The sequence below is a fragment of the Glaciibacter kafniensis genome (assembly GCF_039538945.1).
GTDB classification, from domain to species: Bacteria; Actinomycetota; Actinomycetes; order Actinomycetales; family Microbacteriaceae; genus Cryobacterium; species Cryobacterium kafniensis.
Genome location: NZ_BAABCN010000007.1, coordinates 184,614 through 205,530, shown reverse-complemented (window position 1 = coordinate 205,530; position 20,917 = coordinate 184,614). Strand labels below are relative to the sequence as shown.

At 63.3% G+C, this 20,917-nt stretch carries 9 protein-coding genes; all 9 read right to left on the bottom strand.

All coding sequences use genetic code 11. From position 1 onward, the window contains the following. Positions 1-594 precede the first annotated feature (594 nt). The 9 genes from ABD791_RS12550 to ABD791_RS12510 all read right to left on the bottom strand — a co-directional run bounded on the left by ABD791_RS12550 (position 595) and on the right by ABD791_RS12510 (position 20,849). Positions 595-1,569 carry a carbohydrate ABC transporter permease gene (locus ABD791_RS12550; RefSeq protein ID WP_345067082.1) on the bottom strand — a complete coding sequence of 325 codons (975 nt, stop codon included), beginning with the start codon at positions 1,567-1,569 and terminating at the stop codon, positions 595-597. Beyond that, the gene (locus ABD791_RS12545; protein WP_345067079.1) at positions 1,566-2,699 is read right to left on the bottom strand and encodes a carbohydrate ABC transporter permease; all 1,134 of its coding nucleotides are present in this window, start codon (positions 2,697-2,699) and stop codon (positions 1,566-1,568) included. The genes ABD791_RS12550 and ABD791_RS12545 overlap by 4 nt, the downstream gene beginning before the upstream one ends. 145 nt (positions 2,700-2,844) lie before the next feature. Beyond that, positions 2,845-4,164, bottom strand: coding sequence for an ABC transporter substrate-binding protein (locus ABD791_RS12540; RefSeq protein WP_345067076.1), 1,320 nt, complete (start codon positions 4,162-4,164; stop codon positions 2,845-2,847). Positions 4,165-4,396: 232 nt separating this feature from the next. Continuing rightward, positions 4,397-5,326 carry a carbohydrate ABC transporter permease gene (locus ABD791_RS12535; RefSeq protein ID WP_345067074.1) on the bottom strand — a complete coding sequence of 310 codons (930 nt, stop codon included), beginning with the start codon at positions 5,324-5,326 and terminating at the stop codon, positions 4,397-4,399. Next, positions 5,323-6,687: an ABC transporter permease gene (locus ABD791_RS12530; RefSeq protein WP_345067071.1), complete on the bottom strand. Its 1,365-nt coding sequence runs from the start codon at positions 6,685-6,687 to the stop codon at positions 5,323-5,325. The genes ABD791_RS12535 and ABD791_RS12530 overlap by 4 nt, the downstream gene beginning before the upstream one ends. A 24-nt stretch (positions 6,688-6,711) precedes the next feature. Continuing rightward, entirely contained in the window at positions 6,712-8,031 is a 1,320-nt protein-coding gene (locus ABD791_RS12525; protein WP_345067068.1) for an ABC transporter substrate-binding protein, read from the bottom strand. A gap of 405 nt (positions 8,032-8,436) precedes the next feature. Beyond that, positions 8,437-11,481 (bottom strand): reprolysin-like metallopeptidase, encoded by a 3,045-nt coding sequence (locus tag ABD791_RS12520; RefSeq protein WP_345067065.1) that lies wholly within the window; start codon positions 11,479-11,481, stop codon positions 8,437-8,439. A gap of 103 nt (positions 11,482-11,584) precedes the next feature. Further along, on the bottom strand, positions 11,585-12,349 hold the full coding sequence (locus tag ABD791_RS12515) for a hypothetical protein (RefSeq protein WP_345067062.1): 765 nt from the start codon (positions 12,347-12,349) through the stop codon (positions 11,585-11,587). A 94-nt stretch (positions 12,350-12,443) separates the two neighbouring features. After that, positions 12,444-20,849 (bottom strand): DUF7927 domain-containing protein, encoded by an 8,406-nt coding sequence (locus ABD791_RS12510; RefSeq protein WP_345067059.1) that lies wholly within the window; start codon positions 20,847-20,849, stop codon positions 12,444-12,446. Positions 20,850-20,917: the final 68 nt, after the last annotated feature.

Here is a 20,917-nt window from a genome sequence, read left to right as displayed (position 1 = left end):
TTCAGGAGTGGAGGTGCTTCGCAGCTGGTTTCCGGGCCGAAAACCCGCGGCTCGCCGCTCCAATCCTGAACCCGACCCTGCCGACCGCTCGCTGGGCTACGCCGATTCCTACGCGGCACTCACACTCCGACACGGGCCGGCGACGCGCATCCGCTGACTTATCGCCGCCTCGTCCCGCCTGCCGCCGGTTCCTCGTTCAGGAGCGGAGGTGCGTCGCAGCCAGTTTTCGAGCCGAAACACCGCGGCTCGCCGCTCCACTCCTGAACCCCGACCCCGTCGAATGCTCGCTGGTCTCCGCACTACGCGGCACACGCACTCCGACTCGGGCCGGCGGCACGCATCCGCTGACTTGTCGCCGCCTCGTCCCGCCTGCCGCCGGTTCCTCGTTCAGGAGCGGAGGTGCGTCGCAGCCGGTTTTCGAGCCGAAACACCGCGGCTCGCCGCTCCACTCCTGAACCCGGTCCCGACTCACGAGCCGGGACCGGGACCGGGACCGGGACCGGGGTCCAGCGTTCGAGGGCCGCAGCCCCGGCGCAGCGACGGGGCCCGAACCCAGAAGTCCGGGCCCTGGCCCCGCAGCAACCGGTCGCCGACCTACCCTTTCGTCGAACCCGCCAGCAGACCTCGCACGAAGAACCGCTGCAGCGCGAAGAAGACCAGCAACGGAACCAGGATCGAGATGAACGCCCCTGCCGTGAGCAGATGCCAGTCCTGACCGCGGCTTCCGGTGATCTCCGCCAGCAGTTTCGTCATCGGCGCCACCGCTCCATCGGCGAAGATCAACGCCACGAGCAGATCGTTCCAGACCCACAGAAATTGGAAGATGGCGAACGACGCCAGCGCCGGCATCGTCAGCGGCAGGATGATCCTGAAGAAGATCTGCCCGTGACCCGCACCATCGACTCTGGCTGCCTCAATGACCTCAGACGGAATCTCCGACACGAAGTTGTAGAGCAGAAAGATGGCGAGCGGAAGCGCGAACATCGTGTGTGCAATCCACACCTGCGCGTAGCCGCCCCCGGCGTTCAAGGCCGAGACAACGGGAAATCCGAAGATCGTACCCTTTGAGAACAGCTGCAGCAGCGGCACCAAAGCCATCTGCAGCGGCACAATCTGCAGCGCGAACACGGCGATGAACAGGATGTTCTTGCCTCGAAAGTCGATCCACGCGAACGCATAGGCCGCGAGACTCGCGATGATCAGCGGCAGCGCCGTCGCCGGAAGGGTGATGGCGATCGAGTTGATGAACGCACCGGCGAGGTTCAGCTGGCTGTTTCCGGCGGCGAGTACATCTGAATAGTTGTCGAGCGTGAAACCCCAATTGGAGAACATCGTCCACCAGCCGGTGGTGCGCACCTGTTGCGCCGGACGGAACGACGAGACAAACAGGCCAAAGGTCGGCACCGTCCAGAGCACCGCGATGAGAAGCGCCGCGATGGTGGCGCCACGGCTGGTGAGGCGCCTCTTCGTGCGCTTGGCGATGCTGAATTCGGCCTTCCTCTCGCCCTTGCGCAATCGCGATTCAGTTTCGGGATCGACCGGCAGGTCGATGGGCAGCACGGCACTCATCGGATCTCCCTCTGCTTCTTGATCTGTCTGGCGTTGTAGACGACGATCGGCAAGACGAGCAGAAACAGCACAACGGCGAACGCCGCCGAACGCCCCTGCTCGAAGTTCTTGAACTGGGTGTACATCTCATTGGCGATGACGCTGGTGTTGTTGGCGCCGGCCGTCATGGTGCGCACGATGTCGAACACCTTCAGCGAGGCGATCGAAATGGTCGTCAGCACCACAATGAGCGAGCCGCGGATGCCGGGAACGATCACATTGGTGAACCGCTGCCAGGCGCTGGTTCCGTCGAGCTCTGCCGCCTCCAACTGCTCGGTCGGCACTCCCTTGATCGCCGCGGACAGCACGACCATGGCGAATCCGGTCTGCACCCAGATCAGCACCACGATCAAGAACAGCGTGTTCCAGGGTTCCACCGCCAAGAAGTCGACGGGCGTTCCGCCCAGCCACACCACGATCTGGTTGAGCAAGCCGATCTGGTTCTGGTCTGCCGGCCGGGCCGTGTAGACGAATCGCCAGATGATGGATGCCCCGACGAACGAGATCGCCATCGGCATGAACACCAGGATCTTGAAGTACTTCTCTCCCCGGCTCTTGTCAATGAACACCGCATACGCGAGCCCGGCGATGGTGGAGACGAGTGGGGCAACGAGCACCCAGACGATGGTGTTTCCGACGGTGCGAATCGCTTCGGGCTGAGTGAACACCCAGACGAAGTTGTCGAAGCCGATGAACTCAGTGCCGCGCGAGTTCTGAAATGCCTGCACCGCGGTTTGGATGGTCGGGATGACCAAACCGATGGTCAGCAGCAGGATGGCCGGTGAGAGAAACCCGACCAACTGAAAGAGATAGCCGGCACCTTTGCGCGACCGATAATCGAGAATAAAGAAGAGCCCGCCGAGCACGCCCGCCGCGATAACGGCCCAATCGTAGGAGCCGACCAGAATGAGAATCAGTGCAGGTGCGGCAACGCAGACGGCCAGCCGGATTGCGGTATAGAGCTTTCCGCTGCGTGGAGCAATCTCAACAAAGAACAGGATCGCGGCGACAACGAGCACAAAAGCCAGGATGATGATGGGCACCTGCACCAGGGGCGGCATCTGCCCCAGCCAAGCGAAGAATTCTGACATGGGAACCTTTCGAGTACGGACACATCTCCGCGAATATGGAGGTCACTCGCCGGCCGCGTCGCACGCTAACCGGGTATAGCCGTGGGCCGAATTCACAATGTGAAGTCGGCCCACGGCAGATAACGTCCGAGAACGGATGAAACGACTAGCTCGAGGGCCAGCCGGCTTCGATGCTCGTGAGCACCTCATCGGTCGGCGTTCCGTTGACCCAGTTGACCATTCCCTTCCAGAAGGTCCCCGCCCCGACCGCACCCGGCATCAGGTCGGATGCATCGAAACGGAATGTCGTCTTCGGGTCCTGCAGAATCGTGATGGCCTGCTGCAAGATCGGGCTCTTCGCGTTCTTCGGGTCGAGGCCCTTGTTCGCGCTGATGACACCGCCGAGCGCAACCCGGCTGTTCGCCCAGTCGGAGCTCGAGAGGTACGCCTGCACCTTCTGCGTGTCGGCGTCATCGGCGAATGCGCCGACGATCTCGCCACCACCGGTCACTGCCGAGGCGCCGGCTTCTTCGCCCGGCGTGATGAACGCCCAGACGTCGCCGTCGGGTCCGACCGTGCCACCGGCATCCGTGATGAAGCCGTCAAAGAAGGATGCCTGGTGCGTCATCGCGCAGGTTCCGTCTGAGATCGGAGTGGCCACGTCGCCGAACGCAGTGCTGTTGATCGAGGCGACGTCGCCGAAGCCGGCGTTGACGTAGCTCGGGTTGAGCAGCAGCTCGCCCACGGAGTCGAATGCACCCTTGATCGCCGGGTCAGTGAACGGAACCTCGTTCTTGACCCACTTGTCGTAGGTCTCGGCGCCCGACTGGCGGAGGACCAGGTCTTCGACCCAGTCAGTGCCCGGCCAACCCGTGGCATCGCCCGAGCCGAAGCCGGCGCACCAGGGCGCCTTGCCGGTTTTCTCCTGGATGGTTTTGGTGACGGCGAGCAGCTCGTCCCAGGTCGTCGGAACCGTGACGCCCCAGTCGGCGAAGTTCTTCGGCGAATACCAGACGAAGCCCTTCACGCTGGCCATCAGCGGTGCGCCGTAGAAGTCACCGTCGACCGTGCCGTAGGCCTTCCAGTCAGGCGACCAACCGGAGTCGACATTCGCCTCGACATCGGCGGGCGCTTTCTTGAGGTATCCACGCGTCGCGAGGTCGGCCATCAGGCCCGGCTGCGGGAAGATTGCCAGGTCGGGAGCGTTGCCGCCCTGAGCCCGGATTGCGATCTGAGCCTCGAACTCTTTCGACGATTCGTACTTGATGTCGATGTTGTTGTCTTTTTCCCACTGAGCCCAGGACTCTTCAAGCAACTTGGCTTCGGTGTCGGCAATCGTGCCGTACACGGTGACTTCACCGTCACCCGCCGCGCCTGAAGATTCGGTGCTCGCTCCCGGACCGTTTCCACAACCGGTGAGCGCGAGTCCGATGACTGCTGCGACGGCAGTGGGGATGACGAATCTGCGGAAATGTTTCACGCTCATGCGTTTTCCTCCTCATTGAGTGCAAGAAAGCGCTCTCACGCGATTAGCTGATCCGCGGTAAGCGCTTGCAACGCCCAACATAGGGGGCGCCGGAGAGCGCGGGCAAGCATTGAGCCGGTATTGCGCGCTCCGATGCAGAATCGTTATCTCGCGGGCGCGGCGGCGCGCACGGATATCGCCACGGAGACGGCCCCGCCTGCTGCCCCGGGGCCGCTCCGCCCCGAAGCGCCGCTCAACGCTGCGAACCAGCCAGCAGCGCCGTCACGAAGTACCGCTGGAAGGCGAAGAAAACAATCAGCGGAATGATCATCGACAGAAAGGCGCCAGACGACAGCACGTCGACGTTCGCGCCGAACTGCCGCAGCTGGCTCTGAATCGCCACCGTCACCGGCTGCGACGACGCGTTGGTGAAGATGAGGGCCACGAGCAGGTCGTTCCACACCCAGAGAAACTGAAAGATGCCGAGCGACGCGATCGCCGGCATCCCGAGCGGCAGGATGATGCGGGTGAAGATGCGCCACTCGCTCGCGCCGTCGAGGCGGGCGGCCTCCATCAGCTCCCCCGGCACCTGGGTGAAGAAGTTGCGCAGCAGAAAGATCGCGAACGGCAAACCGAACGCGACGTGAAAGATGACGACTCCGGCGATGGATCCGAACAGCCCGACCGAACCGTAGAGCCGGGCGATTGGAATCAGCGCGACCTGCACAGGCACGGCGAGCATCACGATCACCGCGATCAGCAGCCAGTCCCGCCCCGGAAAGTCGATCCAGGCGAACGCGTAGCCGGCCAGGGATCCGATGACGATCACCAGCAGCGTCGCCGGAAGGGTGATGGCGATGGTGTTGACGAATGACCCGACGAATTGCGAGTTGCTGAGCAGATTGGCGTAGTTGTCGAGGGTGAGCTGGGCCGGCGCGGTGAAGATGGTCCACCATCCGGTTTGGCTGTTGTCTGTGCTGTTGCGCAGCGACGAGATGAACAACCCGACGGTGGGCACGAGCCAGAAGATCGCGATGAGGGCGAGAACCAGATTGACGACGGCGTGCCCGAAGAACGCGACGATCCGCGCACTGGCGCTGCGCTTGCCGGTGACCCGTCTGCCGATGTCGGGAGCGGCATCCGGCTCGGCAGCAGGAAGAACGGCGTCGATGGGCACAGTCATCGTTCCCGATCCATTCTGAAGCGGCGCACGTTGATGATCATGAAGGGCAGCACCAGCACGAGCAGCAGCACCGAAAGCGCGCTGCCGAGCCCCTGATTGTTGCCGCCGCCGAACGACACCGTCCACATCTGCACCGCGATCACCGTGGCCGCCGGCAGCGACGACGGCGGAGGAATGACATAGACCAGGTCAAAGATCTTGAGCACGTTCACGATCAGTGTGATGAACACCACGATCAACACCGGCGAGAGCAACGGCGCGGTGATGCGCCGGAACACCTGCCACTCGTTGGCGCCGTCCATGCGCGCCGCGTCTTGCAGCGAGCGGTCCATGGCCGAGAGACCGGATGCGATCATCACCATCGCGAAGCCGGCCCAGATCCAGATGTAGCTGAGAATCACCACCGCCGTGACCAGGGTCGGGCCGAGCCAGGAGATGCCCTGGTACGGCGCGCTGAAGTTGCTGGCCGGCAGCACCATCGAATAGGGGCCTGTCGACAGCCCGGTGATCAGATAGGTTCCGTCGTTGGCGGTGCGGGCGCTGCCGATGACTTTGCCCGACACATCCTGCGCCACGACTTCGATCCCTGGCATGCCCTTCTTGCCGTCGCCGACCTGGCCCGGGGTACCGAGGCCCCCCTTCACGAAGTCGAGCCACACCGTTCCGCCGATGGCGTCGTCAGCGGGCGTCGGTGCTGTGACGGCCGCCGTTGCCGAGGTAGGCAGGGCATCGGGGGCGATTCCGATCAACGCGAAGTCCTGCACCGAGCCGGCGCTGAGGGCTTCGTCGGAGAAGACGGCGCCGCCTTTCACGGTCGTGCCGGTGTCTTCGCGAGGGCGCGCGTTCGGATATGCCGCGCCGCCGCCGAACGCATCGTGGATGCCGACGAGCGTCGCATTCGCAGCGCCCAGTTGCGGGTTCTCCTGAAATGCGGTTCGAAAGATCACCCCGGCGGCGACCATTGAGATGGCCATCGGCATGAACACGATCAGCTTGAACGCGATCGACCACTTGATGCGCTCCATCAGCACCGCGAAGATCAGGCCGAGGATGGTGACGGTGACGGGAACCACCGCGACCCAGATGACGTTGTTTCTGATCGCGGTGAACGTGGCCGGGTCGGTGAACATGGTCGCATAGTTGCCGAGGCCGAGAAAGTTGGTGCCAGCCGCGTCATAGAGCGAGCGCCAGAGCGAGTAGATCACCGGATAGGCGACCAGCACGCCGAGCAGCACGAGCGCCGGTGCGAGAAAGGCGGCAGCCGCCCACATCCGCCGGCGCTTTGCGGCCGCGCTGTGGCTGCGTTGCGGGGGGCGCGCTACGCCACCCGCAACGGTTTCAACTCCTGCGGAGGTCATCATGACCCGCCCCGACCGCTCCCCTGTCTAGTTTCCCCAGGCCGCTGCCGCCGCGGTCTCCAGCTGCTGCTGAGTGCCGGCGATGTCCGACGGGTTGTTGAAGAAGTCGATCAGAATCTGCCACTCACCTGCCCCCTTCGTGCCGCCGAATGCGCTCGGCGCCAGGTCGGACATGTCGAACCGGAAGACCTTGGCGTTCACGAGCGCCTCGGCGATCTGCTTGCTTGTCGCGTCGGGGTAGGCCGAGAGATCGACCTTGTTGTTCGGGGAGGTGAATCCGCCCTCCTTCACCCAGATCGTGGCCGCCTCAGGTGTGGCCAGGTATTGCATCAGTGCGGCAGCACCCTTGTTGTCCTTCAGCTGCACTGCGACGTTGCCGCCGCCGACGACGGAGGATGGGGAGTTGTCGATCGCCGGGAAATCGTAGAACTTCGCGTTCTTTCCCACCACCGACTTGGTATCACTCGTGATGTTTCCGGCCACGAAGTCGCCCTCGTAAACAGTTCCGGCCGCCGGCGGCGTGCCGAACACGGCGATGACCGAGTCACCGAAGGTGCGCTGCGCGGTGCCCGGCTGAACCAGAACAGTGCTCGACCAGAGGTTGGCGAGCACCGTGAGGGCCTTCGTCACCGAGGGGTCTGTCCACGGAATCTCATGCGCGGCCAGCTTGTCGTACATCTCGCCGCCCGCCGTGCGTAGGTAGACGTTCTCAAACCAGTCGGTCAAGGGCCAGCCGGCATCCGCTCCGATCGAAAGCCCGTAGACACCGGATGTCGACACCAGACCCAGTTGGGTAAGGAAGTCGTCCCAGGTCTTCGGCACCGTCGCGCCGGCCGCGTCATAGACATCCGTGTTGTACCAGACCGTCGACTTGTTGGCGCCCTTGAACCAGACGCCGTAGTCCTTGCCGCCAGAGCTGGCCAGCTTGATCCAATCGGGCGAGAAATCGGCGGTGACGATCGACTGCGTCGCCGAATCGAGGGGAATCAGGCTTCCTGCCTTGGCCAGGGAATCGAGAAGACCCGGCTGCGGAATCACAGCGACGTCCGGCGGATCGCCGCCCTCGATCTTGGTGTTCAAGGTGGTTGCGACGTCACTTCCGTAGCTCGTGTAGTTGACCTTCGCGCCGGTGTCGCTCGAGAATTGCGCGAGCACCTTCTCGAAGTTGGTCTGTTCTGACCCCGACCAGTCGGCGGCCACATTCAAGGTCACCCCTGACAGATCGGTCGTCGAGGCTTGTGTCGTCGTCGAAGTGGTGCCGCCCGACGAGCAGCCGACGAGTGCGATCGCTGCGACGGCGATGAGCGCTGTCGGAGCGATGAAACGGTGGTGGCGCGTAAAGCTCATTGCCTTCTCCTCAACCTGAGCGAGTCGACCGGTCGGGCCGACGTGCAACCAGCTACTGGCTGCAGAGCAAAAGCGCCGCACACAGGCGATGAAGACAATCGGATGCCTGCGGGCAGGCGTTTCGAGGGCCAATGTAGGCGCGCCGCCACGCCCCGGCAAGGGCGCGGCAGCGATCTGACGGCCGAATCGTTACGGGTGAGCCCGGTTTCGCCTCGGCACACATCGTTGACCGAGCCTGTCCCGCCGACTGGGAGCCCTGCGGTCGAGTTGCCGTGGCGCGGGTCGAGTGCCGACGCGCCGGTCGGCCCCAACGCGCGCAGCGGCATCCGACCCGCGCAACGGCGAACGAACCCGTGCAGAGGGCGGCCCGCCGGGTCACGGCAGGCGTGACCAACGACATCCGACTTAGCGCGCGACCCTCGCCGTCGCCGCCGAGGTGAGAGTGCTCGACCGGTAGCCGTCTTTTGTACCGGTGACGGCCACCGTGATCCGCTGTCCGAGCCGAGTGCCGGTGGGCGTGAATGTTGCCTCGGTGGCCCCGTCGACCCGCTTGCCGGCGGCAAACCACTGGTAGGTCAATGCCACGTCGGCCGGCCCCCATGCCGCCACCTTTGCGGTGAGCTGTCGGTTCACCTTCACCACCCCGACAATCACTGGCTTCTTGGCCACCAGCGGCAGAAGGATCGCCGTGGTCGCGGCCGACGTCAACGCGACCGTCGCATACCCGACTTTGCTTCCCGTGACAGCCACCGTGAGCGTCTGGCCGAGCAGCGTGGCCGGCACTTTGTAGGTGGCCTTAGTGGCCCCGGCGATCGGGCTGCCGTTCGCCGCCCATTGGTAGCGCAGCACCATGCCCGTCGTCCAGATTCCGGGTTTCGCCGTCACGACGGCCCCGACCACCATGGGGCCGGCCACACTGGGAGTCACCGCCTTCGACACCCGCAGCGTCGCCGCTGAGGTCACCTTGAGCGATGCCGCGACCCAGGTCAGCTGCACCGTCAGCCTCTTGGCCGCCGCCCCGGCCGGCACGATCAAGGCAGCTTGGGTCGCCCCCTTGAGCGCCACGCCATTGGCCAACCACTGAATCGTCAGGTCGCCGAGGTCCACGCCCTCAGAAACCGCGTTCAGCGTCGAACCGACAACAGCAACACCACCGATGGATGCTTTCAGGTCTGACACCCCGCCGGGCACACCGGCAGACCGCACGGCCACCTCCAGGCTGAAGGTGCCACCGGCCGGAAGAACGCTCGCGACCGTGTAAGTTGGCTGTGTCGCCCCTGAGATGGCAATACCGTCGGCGAGCCAGCGGTAGCTGAGCCGGCAGCAGGCCGGCGCACTGTACAGATTGGCGTCAGGCCAGCTGAGCGTCTCTCCGGGCTGGGGGCTGAACTGATAACGCAGGGTGCCGGCGGGCACGACAGAGGTCTCCCCGGACATCCGCGTGACCAGGGCGTAACCCGCCTGTGTGCCGGTGACCTCCACCGCGATCGGGCGTCCGATCTGAAGCGGGGTCACGGCGAACGCTGCCTCGGTCGCGCCGGGGATGGCGGCGGCGCCGGCGTACCACTGATAGTCGAAGGTAGTGCCGGGGGCCCAGCCGGGCGTCTCGGCGACGAGAGTGGAGCCGAGCGCTGCGGTTCCGGCGATCTTCGGTGTCGCACCGGCGACCTTGATGCTCGGCTCGGACGTGCGCGATACCGACACAAAGCCGGGCTTCGAACCGGTGATCCTCACGGTGATGGCCGCGCCGCTCTGGTCGGGGCCGAGCAGGAGCGTCGCGGCAGTCGCGCCGGCAATCGGACTGCCGTTTGCCAGCCACTGGTAGTCGAGAGTGGTGGTCGACCAGATGCCCGGGCGCACCGACAGCGTTTCGCCCGGCGTGAATTCGCCATCGATCGTCGGAACCGAAGACCCGACCGGGGCGGGGTTGGTCGGAGTCGACCGCAGCGTAATCTCCAGGGTCGCAGTGCTGGCGGCAATCGAGGTGATTCTCATCTGCACACCACCGGTTCGGGAGACCAGCGTTTCGCCGGCTCTGAAGTATTGGCGCCGTCCGTAGTAGACCGAGGAGTCCAGGGCGGTGAATACCTCCGAGCTGGCACCCAGACGGTTCGTCATCATGCGCACGCCGAAGCCCACCCCGTAGTCAGCGAGCTTTCCCTTTCCGAACAGCGATTGCGCGTCCTGGCCGGAACCGTCGCGGTGCTCAAACACGTACTCAGTGCCGCTGATCGGATCGGTGACGACAACGCCGCGCGTGCCCGCACCCGTGGAGCTCACCGACTTCAGGCTGACGGAACGCGTGACGGTCGAGGCACCCTCGAGCGCGATCCGCTCGACCGCCTCCACCGGCATCACGCCGAGGCTGAGCGCATTCGTCACCGACAGCGTCGAGGGAGCCGCGTTGACCTGGCCATTGATGACCGAGATGTTGCCCATGACGTCGACGCGGTCGCCGTACTCCTCTGCGACGCAGCCGTCGGAGAATGAGGGGGTGAAGTTGCCGGAGACTGCACCTGGCGTTCCTTCGAAGACGGGCGTGCCATCAGCGGCGTTCGGGCATTCGTGGGTGTTCGCGTGCCTCAAGCCGAGATTGTGGCCGAACTCATGGGCGAAGATGTCGAGCCCCCAGGGGAGGTTCTGCATCCAGATCACGCCACCGTTCGCCGGCGATACCACGAGATCGCCGAGACCGACTCCGGCCTGCCCCTCGGAACCGCACCCCTTCGGAACGATGACGAGGAGGTGGCGACCGTTGCGCTCGTTGTAGACGGTATCTGAGTTGCCGAACCGGCTGGCCGCATCCGGCATGAGATAACCGGGCTCCGAGCACGCATACGGGGTGGTGTAGCGCAGGGTGGCGGTTCCCTGACGGATAGAGCTGATCTGGCCGCCCGACTGTGCCGACCAGTAGGTGGAGGCCTTGGCGATCAGTGCGGACACCTCGGCGTCGGTGAGCGTCGGAGCGACTTTGCCGGTGGGGGTGACGATGGCGACGTCGATCATGTGCTCGGTGCCGACCGAGGTGGCATAGCCGGCGGCCGCTTGCGGCTGCGGCGCGGTGGCAACAGTATCGCCTCCCGCGGTTTCGCCTGTTGCGGCGTCATCATCAGGATCGAGCAATTCAAGTGGCTCGAGCGTGAGCGGATCGAGCATATCGTCAGCGTTACGGAGGTTCGAGACCGCGTCGTCGCCCTCGGCTTCAGCGTCACCCTCGGTGTCAGTCTCGCCCTCGGTGTCAGCCTCCCCGATCTCGTCGTGCAGGCCGGCGTCCGACTCTGCCGAGATAGCTTCCGACACAGCGTCGCCGCCCACATCTGACAACAGAGCCGACGGGGCCACACCATCTGAATCGACGGCCGCTGTCGCACCCAGCGGGGTGAGAAGCGAGCAACAGAGCACCGAGACGGCCAGCCAGGCTGTTCCGATCATCATTGAACGAAGCTTCACGGTCGTCTCCTCAAGCCGGGTGGAGCACACGGATTCACGCCAGGCGCGAACCGAGATTACCAGTTTAAATGAACGCTACGTTCTCTATTGCTGAGTGAGCGGATCACGCAGAAAGGTCAACACCTGAACGTGCCGCTCGCCGTGAACCCGCGGTATCGGACTCGTCGTTCACCGGTGCCGCACGACGTCGACTTCTCGACTTCAAGATCAGCGCAGCGACGATGAGAAGCACCACGGCAACGGAACCACCGATGAGCACGGGAATGAGGTACCCGGCCGAGCCAAACAGTGAATTTCCTCCTTCAGAAGCGAGGTGCTCAGCGAGTGCTTTCTCCGCGGCTTTCTTCACGTCAGCACGAACTGCTTCAGTTCCGGCGACCGGGTCCACGTCAGCCGTCGCGACCACTGCGTCAGTCGAATCGCCAGAGAAGACCCCGGCGGTCGCATTGGCCCAGAGCACATCGGCCGCAATCGTTCCGATATGAACGGATGTCGTCACCGACACGGGCGCACCCGGCTCCACCGTGACTGTCCAGGATGCCGTGTGCCCCTCAACGGTGGCATCAGTCGCGCTCACAATCTCAGCGAAGTCCGGAACCGTGACGACCACACGCAGCTCGGCCGCCGCGGAGCCGAGGTTCTCGACCACCGCCACATAGTTGAGGTCGCTCTCTGGCGCCGCTTCCTCGCTCGAGTTCGAGAGCGAAACAGACAGTTCGGGCAGAGCTTCGGCGGCCTGAACGGGAGAAGCTGCGACACCAACCACAGCGACGGCGAGCAAGCCGATGGCCGCCCCCATTCCAGCCGCACGGCCAACCGCACGGCCGACCGTGCGAGTGAGTGAGTTCGAGAGAGTGAAAATCTTCATTGTGAACCTTCATGTGCTGAAACAGCACGACCATAGTTTGTGTGTACACACCGCTGGGGTGAGGCATTCGCACCTCACCCCAGCGTCTCGGTAATTACTTTGCTTCGGTTGTGCGGCGGCGACGGATGGCGACCAGCCCGCATCCGCTGGCGAGCGTCAACAGCGCCAGGGCCAGAGCCCCACCAAGCTGCACACCCGTTTCGGCCAGCGGCGGCGTGATCGGCACATCGACTCGACAGTCGGCGTCCTTGCTCCCGACACCGCAGTTCGAGAGCGGCGGCGTGACCACGACGTTCTTCAACGTTCCGGCGGCCTTGGCCTTGACCGTCAGGCTGTACTTCACCTCGAGCTTCGCTCCGACTGCCAGCGGAACCGACCACGACAGCATCGAGTCGGCGTAGCTCGCGCCACCCGTCGCATCGTTGTTGTAGTCCGCGTTCTTCAGCACATTGCTCAGGTCATCGGTGAATGCCGCGTCGGTGAGATCCGCCTGTCCGGTGTTCGTCACAGTGATCGTGTAGGTCACGGTGTCGCCGGGCTTGACCGACGTCTTGTCGGACGTCTTCTTGACGACATAGCCCGGAAGCTTCACCTCGTTGTCGGCACAGACCAGCTCGGTGTCGGTCCAGCAGACCACGTTCTTCAGGATGTGGTCGCCCGTGATCGGCTTGTCCACAACGACGGAGTACGTCACCACTGAAGCCTCGCCGATCAGAAGGTCACCCGTCCAGTTCAGCGACTGAGCCTTCTTCTCGAAGCCGGCCACACCGATCGTGGCGTCGATGACTCCGTCGAACGTCGCATCATCCAGCACGCCAGACATGTCATCGGCGAAGGTCAACCCGGTCAGGTCGGTCTCGCCCGTGTTGGTCACGGTGACGGTGTAGGTCACGGTGTCACCCGGTGCAGCAGTCGACTTGTCGGCAACCTTGGTGACCAGATATGCGGGAATCGGAACCAGCACTTCGTCGCAGATCAGGTCGGCGTCGGTCCAGCAGACCACGTTCTTCAGGATGTGGTCGCCCAGGATCGGGTTATCCACCACCACCGAATAGGTGACGACCGCAGAGGCACCGAGTGGCAGGTCGCCCAGCCAGGACAACGTCTTACTCGTCGCCTCGTACGTGGCCTCTCCGATGGTGCTCGTTGCGACACCATCGAACGTCGCATCATCCAGCACACCGGACATGTCATCGGCGAAGGTCAACCCGGTCAGGTCAGTCTCGCCCGTGTTCGTCACGGTGACGGAGTACGTGACGGTGTCACCCGGGGCGGCAGCCGTCTTGTCGGCAGCCTTCACCACCGTGTAGGCGGGGATCCGGATCGTGTGGTCCTGACAGATCAGAGTCGTGTCAGTCCAGCAGACCACGTTCTTCAGGATGTGGTTGCCCAGGATCGGGTCATCCACCACTACCGAATACGTGACGACCGCAGAAGTGCCAACCGCCAGGTCTCCTGCCCACGAGAGGGTCTTGGTCGTCGAGTCGAAGCTGGCGGCACCACTCGTGCTCGTGACGACACCATCAAAGGTTGCGTCATCGAGTACTTCGGTCATGTCGTCAGCGAATGTCAACTCGGTCAGATCAACCTGGCCCGTGTTGGTCACGGTCACCGTGTAGTTCACGGTGTCCCCCGGAGCAGCCGTTTCCTTGTCGGCGGACTTCACGATCGTGTGGCCCGGGAGCTTGGTCAGTTCCGTGTCGCAGCTCAGCGGTGCGTCCGTCCAACAGACCACGTTCTTCAGTGTGAACGTTCCGCTGATCGCCGGCTTGACTACCACCGAGTAGCTGACCGTTGCCGACTGACCGATCAGAAGGTCACCCGTCCAGGTCAGCTTCTGCGAAGCTGCCTCGAAGCTCGCCGAACCAATCGTGCTCACCGAGGTACCGTCGAAGGTCGCGTTGCCGAGCACACCAGCCAGGTCATCGATGAAGCTTGACGCCAGCAGATCCGTCTGACCCGTGTTCGTCACGGTCACCGTGTAGGTCACCGTGTCGCCCGAAACAGCCGTCGACTTGTCAACAGTCTTGTCCAGCGTGCGGGCCGGAATCGGCGTCAGGGTTGAATCACAGACCAACGGCGCATCGGTCCAGCAGACCACGTTGGTCAGCGTGAAGGTCCCCGTGATTTTCGGCTTGACCACCACCGAATAGGTGACCGTCGCCGACTGACCGACCAGAAGGTCGCCCAACCAGGTCAGCTTCTTCGAAGCGACGTTGTAGCTTGCCGCTCCGCGAGTGCTCAGGGACTTGCCCGCGAACGTTGCGTTGCCGAGCACACCGGTCAGGTCATCGGTGACGCTCGAGGCCAACAGATCGGTCTGACCCGTGTTCGTCACTGTCAGTGTGTACGTCACAGTGTCGCCTGAAGCTGCCTTCGTCTTATCGACAGCCTTGTCCAGCGTGCGGCCGGGAAGCTTGGTCAGTTCCGTGTCGCAGATCAGGGGGGAATCCGTCCAGCAGACCACGTTCGTCAGGATGAACGTGCCGGCGATACTCGCCTTGACCACCACCGAATAGGTGAGCGTTGCGGACTGGCCGACCAGAAGGTCGCCCGTCCAGGTCAACTTCTTCGTGGTCGCGTCGTAGGTCGCCGCGCCAATCGTGCTGAGCGAGGCGCCGTCGAACGTCGCGTTGCCGAGCACACCGGTCAGGTCATCGGTGAAGCTCGACGCCAACAGATCGGTCCGGCCCGTGTTCGTCACGGTCACCGTGTATGTCACCGCGTCGCCGGCAGCAGCCGTCGACTTGTCGACAGCCTTCTCCAGCGTGCGGCCCGGAAGCTTCGTCAGCTCCGAATCACAGATCAGGGGAGAATCCGTCCAGCAGACCACGTTGGTCAGCGCGAAGGTGCCGGCGATGTTCGCCTTGACCAGCACCGAGTAGGTGACCGTTGCCGACTGGCCGACCAGAAGATTACCCGTCCAGGTCAACTTCTTCGAAGTTGCGTTGTAGCTCGCCGCTCCGCGGGTGCTCACAGATTTGCCATCGAATGACGCGTTGCCGAGCACACCGGCCAGGTCGTCAGTGAAACTCGACGCCAACAGATCCGTCTGACCCGTGTTCGTCACGGTCACCGTATAAGTCACGGTGTCGCCGGCAACAGCCTGTGCTTTGTCGACCGTCTTCGCCAGCGTGCGGCCGGGAAGCTTGGTCAGTTCCGTGTCACAGATCAGCGGTGAGTCCGTCCAGCAGACCACGTTGGTCAGAGTGAACGTCCCCGCGATGTCAGCCTTCACCTTCACCAAGTAGGTGAGCGTTGCGGACTGGCCGACGAGAAGGTCACCCGTCCAGGTCAACTTCTTCGTGGTCGCGTCGTAGCTTGCCGCACCACGGGTACTGGTTGACACGCCATCGAACGTCGCGTTGCCCAGCACACCGGTCAGGTCATCGGTGACGCTCGACGCCAACAGGTCCGTCTGGCCCGTGTTCGTCACGGTCACCGTGTACGTCACGGTGTCGCCGGAAGCAGCCGTTGCCTTGTCGACCGACTTCACCAGCGTGCGGCCCGGAAGCTTGGTCAGTTCTGAGTCGCAGATCAGGGGGGAATCGGTCCAGCAGACCACGTTGGTCAGGGTGAACGTGCCGGCGATGTTCGCCTTGACCACCACCGAATAGGTGACCGTTGCTGACTGGCCGACCAGAAGGTCGCCCGTCCAGGTCAACTTCTTCGTGGTCGCGTTGTATGCCGCTGCGCCAATCGTGCTCACCGAGGCGCCATCGAACGTCGCATTGCCGAGCACACCGGTCAGGTCATCGTTGAAGCTCGACGCCAACAGATCCGTCTGACCCGTGTTCGCAACCGTCACCGTATAGGTCACGGTGTCGCCGGCAACAGCCGTGCTCTTGTCGACCGACTTCAGGAGTGTGCGGCCCGGGAGCTTGGTCAGTTCTGTGTCACAGATCAGTGGCGAATCCGTCCAGCAGACCACGTTGGTCAGCGCGAAGGTCCCCGCGATGTTCGCTTTCACCGTCACCACATAGGTGACAATTGCCGACTGGCCGACATGAAGGTCGCCCAACCAGGTCAGCTTCTTCGTGGTCGCGTTGTAGCTTGCCCCTCCGCGAGTGCTGCTTGACGCGCCATCGAACGTCGCGTTGCCCAGCACCCCGGTCAGATCATCGGTGAAGCTCGACGCCAACAGGTCAGTCTGACCCGTGTTCGTCACGGTCACCGTGTACATCACTGTGTCGCCGGCGGCGGCCGTGGTCTTGTTGACCGCCTTGTCCAGAGTGCGGCCCGGAAGCTTCGTCAGCTCCGAATCACAGATCAGCGGGGAATCCGTCCAGCAGACCACGTTCGTCAGTGTGAACGATCCCGTGATGATGGCCTTGACCACGACCGAGTAGATGACCGTTGCCGACTGGCCGACCAGAAGGTCGCCCGACCAGGTCAACTTCTTCGTGGTCGCGTCGTATGTCGCCGCACCGCGAGTGCTTGACGACACACCATCGAACGTCGCGTTGCCCAGCACACCGGTCAGGTCATCGGTGACGCTCGACGCCAACAGATCCGTCTGGCCCGTGTTCGTCACTGTCACCGAATAGGTCACGGTTTCGCCGGCAACAGCGGTCGCTTTGTCGACCGACTTCACGAGCGTGCGGCCCGGAAGCTTGGTCAGTTCCGAGTCACAGATCAGGGGTGAATCCGTCCAGCAGACCACGTTGGTCAGCGTGAATGTGCCGGTGATCGTCGGCTTGACCACTACCGAATAGGTGACGGTTGCCGACTGACCGACCAGAAGGTCACCCGTCCAGGTCAACTTCTTCGTGGTCGCGTTGTATGTCGCTGCGCCAATCGTGCTCGCCGAGGCGCCGTCGAAGGTCGCGTTGCCGAGCACACCGGTCAGGTCATCGGTGAAGCTCGACGCCAACAGATCCGTCTGGCCCGTGTTCGTCACGGTCACCGTATAGGTCACAGTTTCGCCGGCAACAGCGATCGCTTTGTCGACCGATTTCACCAGCGTGCGGCCGGGAAGCTTGGTCGTCTCCGAGTCACAGATCAGCGGGGAATCGGTCCAACAGACCACGTTGGTCAGGGTGAATGTGCCAGTGATCGTCGGCTTGACCACGACCGAATAGGTGACGGTTGCGGACTGCCCGACCAGGAGGTTGCCCGTCCAAGTCAGCTTCTTCGTGGTCGCGTTGTAGCTCGCCGCCCCACGGGTACTGGTTGACACGCCATCAAACGTCGCGTTGCCGAGCACACCGGTCAGGTCATCGTTGAAGCTCGACGCCAGCAGGTCGGTCTGGCCCGTGTTCGTCACGGTCACCGTGTACGTCACGGTGTCGCCGGAGGCAGCCGTGGTCTTGTCGACTGCCTTGTCCAGCGTGCGGCCGGGAAGCTTCGTCAGTTCCGAGTCACAGATCAGCGGTGAATCCGTCCAGCACACCACGTTGGTCAGCGTGAACGTGCCAGTGATCGTCGGCTTGACCACCACCGAATAAGTGACGGTTGCCGACTGACCGACCAGAAGGTCACCCGTCCAGGTCAACTTCTTCGTGGTCGCGTTGTATGTCGCTGCGCCAATCGTGCTCACCGAGGCGCCGTCGAACGTTGCGTTGCCGAGCACACCGGTCAGGTCATCGTTGAAGCTCGACGCCAGCAGGTCCGTCTGACCCGTGTTCGTCACCGCGACCATGTACGTGACGGTGTCGCCGGCAGCCGCCGTCGCTTTGTCGACCGACTTCACCAGCGTGCGGCCCGGAAGCTTCGTCAGCTCCGAATCACAGATCAGCGGGGAATCCGTCCAGCAGACCACGTTGATCAGGGTGAACGTGCCAGTGATCGTCGGCTTGACCACCACCGAGTAGGTGACGGTTGCCGACTGACCGACCAGAAGGTCACCCGTCCAGGTCAACTTCTTCGTCGTCGCGTTGTACGTCGCTGCGCCAATCGTGCTCACCGAGGCGCCATCGAACGTCGCGTTGCCGAGCACACCGGTCAGGTCATCGGTGAAGCTCGACGCCAACAGATCCGTCTGACCCGTGTTCGTCACGGTCACCGCATACGTCACAGTATCGCCCGGCGCCGCCTGAGCCTTGTCGACCGACTTCACCAGCGTGCGGCCCGGAAGCAGGGTCTCCGTTGAATCGCAGACTCGCTCGGTTTCGGTCCAACACACCACGTTCGTCAGCGTGTAGGTTCCGGTGATCTCCGGCTTGACCACCACCGAATAGGTGACCGTTGCCGACTGACCGATCAGAAGGCCACCCGTCCAGGTCAACTTCTTCGCGGTCGCGTCGTACGTCGCCGCACCAATACTGCTGGTTGACGCACCATCGAACGTCGCGTTGTCGAGCACACCAGTCAGATCGTCATCGAAGCTGAGGCCGGCGAGGTCCGCAGCGCCGGTGTTGGCGACAGTGACCGTATAGGTCACGGTGTCCCCCGGTGCCGCCTTGTCTTTGTCAACGGATTTCACAACCGTGTAGCCACTGATCGGAATCTCTACCCGGCAACTGGCAGCCGTGAGACAGCTTCCGGTGACGGTGGTCGGGGCCACGACGTTGATCAGCGTGCCGTTTGCGTCATCCTTTGCAGTCACGGTGTAGCTGAAGGACTTCGTCTCACCGACAGCCAACGCGCCACTCCAACTCAGCTCCGAAGGGGCGTAACCCAGCGTTCCGGCATCGGCGTCGGTCTGGCTGCCCTCGGGAACGAACGCGGCATCGTTGTTGTAGGTGGCGTTCGTCGTCACGTCGGACAGATCATCGAGGAACGATGCATCCGTGTAGGCAACTTGGCCGATGTTCGTTGCCTCCACCGTGTAACGAACCGTGTCTCCGGCGGCGACGACAGCCTTGTCGGCGGTCTTCGACACGATATAGCTACTCACGGGCGTGGCCGTCATGCAGGCGTTGACGCAGCGGCCTTCCGCACCTGGCTTCACAACGTTCGTCAGCATGTAGTCGCTGATGCCAGTGCTCTTGACATCAACCCAATACTCGATCACGACGGATTCGTCGATGGCGAGGGGGCCGGACCACGTCAGCGTCTTCGCAGCGTTGTTGTAGACGGCGCCTGAAGTGGCGCTGCCGGCACGGTATGTGGCATCGTCGAGCACCGCGGCGAGGTCATCGGTGAAGCTGGCGGGCTTGATTGCGGTGTAGGCGGTCAGGTTCGTGTTCGTGACCGTGATTCGGTACTTCACCGCGCCACCCGGCACCGTGGAATCCACGGTGGTTCCGGGCTGCTGGGTCACTTCTGCGGTCTTTTCTACCGTGAACCCCTCAGGCGCATCCTTGGCGCACGGGTTGGCCGTTGACTCGTCGTTGCCCGGGTTGGGGTCCGCCTCATTTCCCACCACCCGAGCCGTGTTCGTGATGCAAGCGGCTACCACGACATTCTTGGTGGAACCAGTGACCGTGTAGGTGACGCTCGCCCCCGGTTCGAGAATTCCGCCTGAACAGGTCACGTTCGATGCGACGATCCGGCAGTTGGGCGAGTTGATCAGCTTGGGGTTCAGCAGAGCCGCCGGCAGGGTGTCAATGAGCTGGTGCCCGCTCGACGCATACGTCGGGTTGTGGTTGGTCACCGTCATCGAATACGTCAGCGTTCCGTTGCCCGCATAGAGCGTGCTTGCACTCTTGACGACCCCCAGGTCGATCGGCACGCCAAGGTAGGAAGCGCCGTCGTTGTTGGTGCTCGACTGTCCGGTGGTCGTCGAAAGCACGGAGAACACCGGGCTTTCGAGGGTTCCGTCATTGTGGATCTGATAGTAGGGACTGGTGGAATCTCCATTCTTGGAGACCACCAGGTTGCCGTTGCCCAGAAACCACTGGGCGCCGAAGTCAACGGGCGTGTTGCCGATCTTGGGGACGATGAACGATTTGCTCTCGCCGGTAGCCGCGTTGATGCGGTAAATCTTCGCCCCTCCGGTTGCGTCGAAGCCCCAGAGGTAACCGCCCTTGTACGAGAGGTCTCTCACCGAGGGGACAGCACCTCCCGTCATGGGAACCGTGGTGATTGTTGGACTTGCCGACAACAGATCCGTGATCTTGTAGAAGTAGTTGCGGGCGGAATCGCGGATGAAGTAGGCGCCCTCACCCCACGCCCCGGTGAACCAGGACGTGGTGGATGGGTCGAAACCTGCGGGAAAAGGCAGCTTGACCTTCTGATATTCGCCGTCGTCGCCGATGCGGTACATGAACTTCGAGCCGAGCTGCATCGCATACATCAGCATGTTGTCTTGATCGAAGGCGAGCGCGTTGAGCCCGTAGGGGGCGAACGGGCCAGATCCGGCCGAGAAAACCATGTTTCCCGCTGTGGTACCCGTTCCCGACTTCACCTGCACCTCGTGAAGGAGCGTGTTGGCGCCACCGCCCTGAGCGACGAATGCTTGGCCGGGGCCTTCTGCGAACGCCTTCGGCAGGGTGCCGTCCGCGATGAGCTTGCCGGGGACCCGCGCCGTCGCGGCCTGCGTTTGCTGCCCGGAGGTCACCAGACCCACCGACACGAAGGTACCGGCGAGAAGCGTGAGCGCGAGGGCGACGGACAAGATCTTGCGACCTCGTTGACGTAGCCGGTGTTTCGGTTTTCCGAAGAGCGCTTGTCGCGACATGGTGA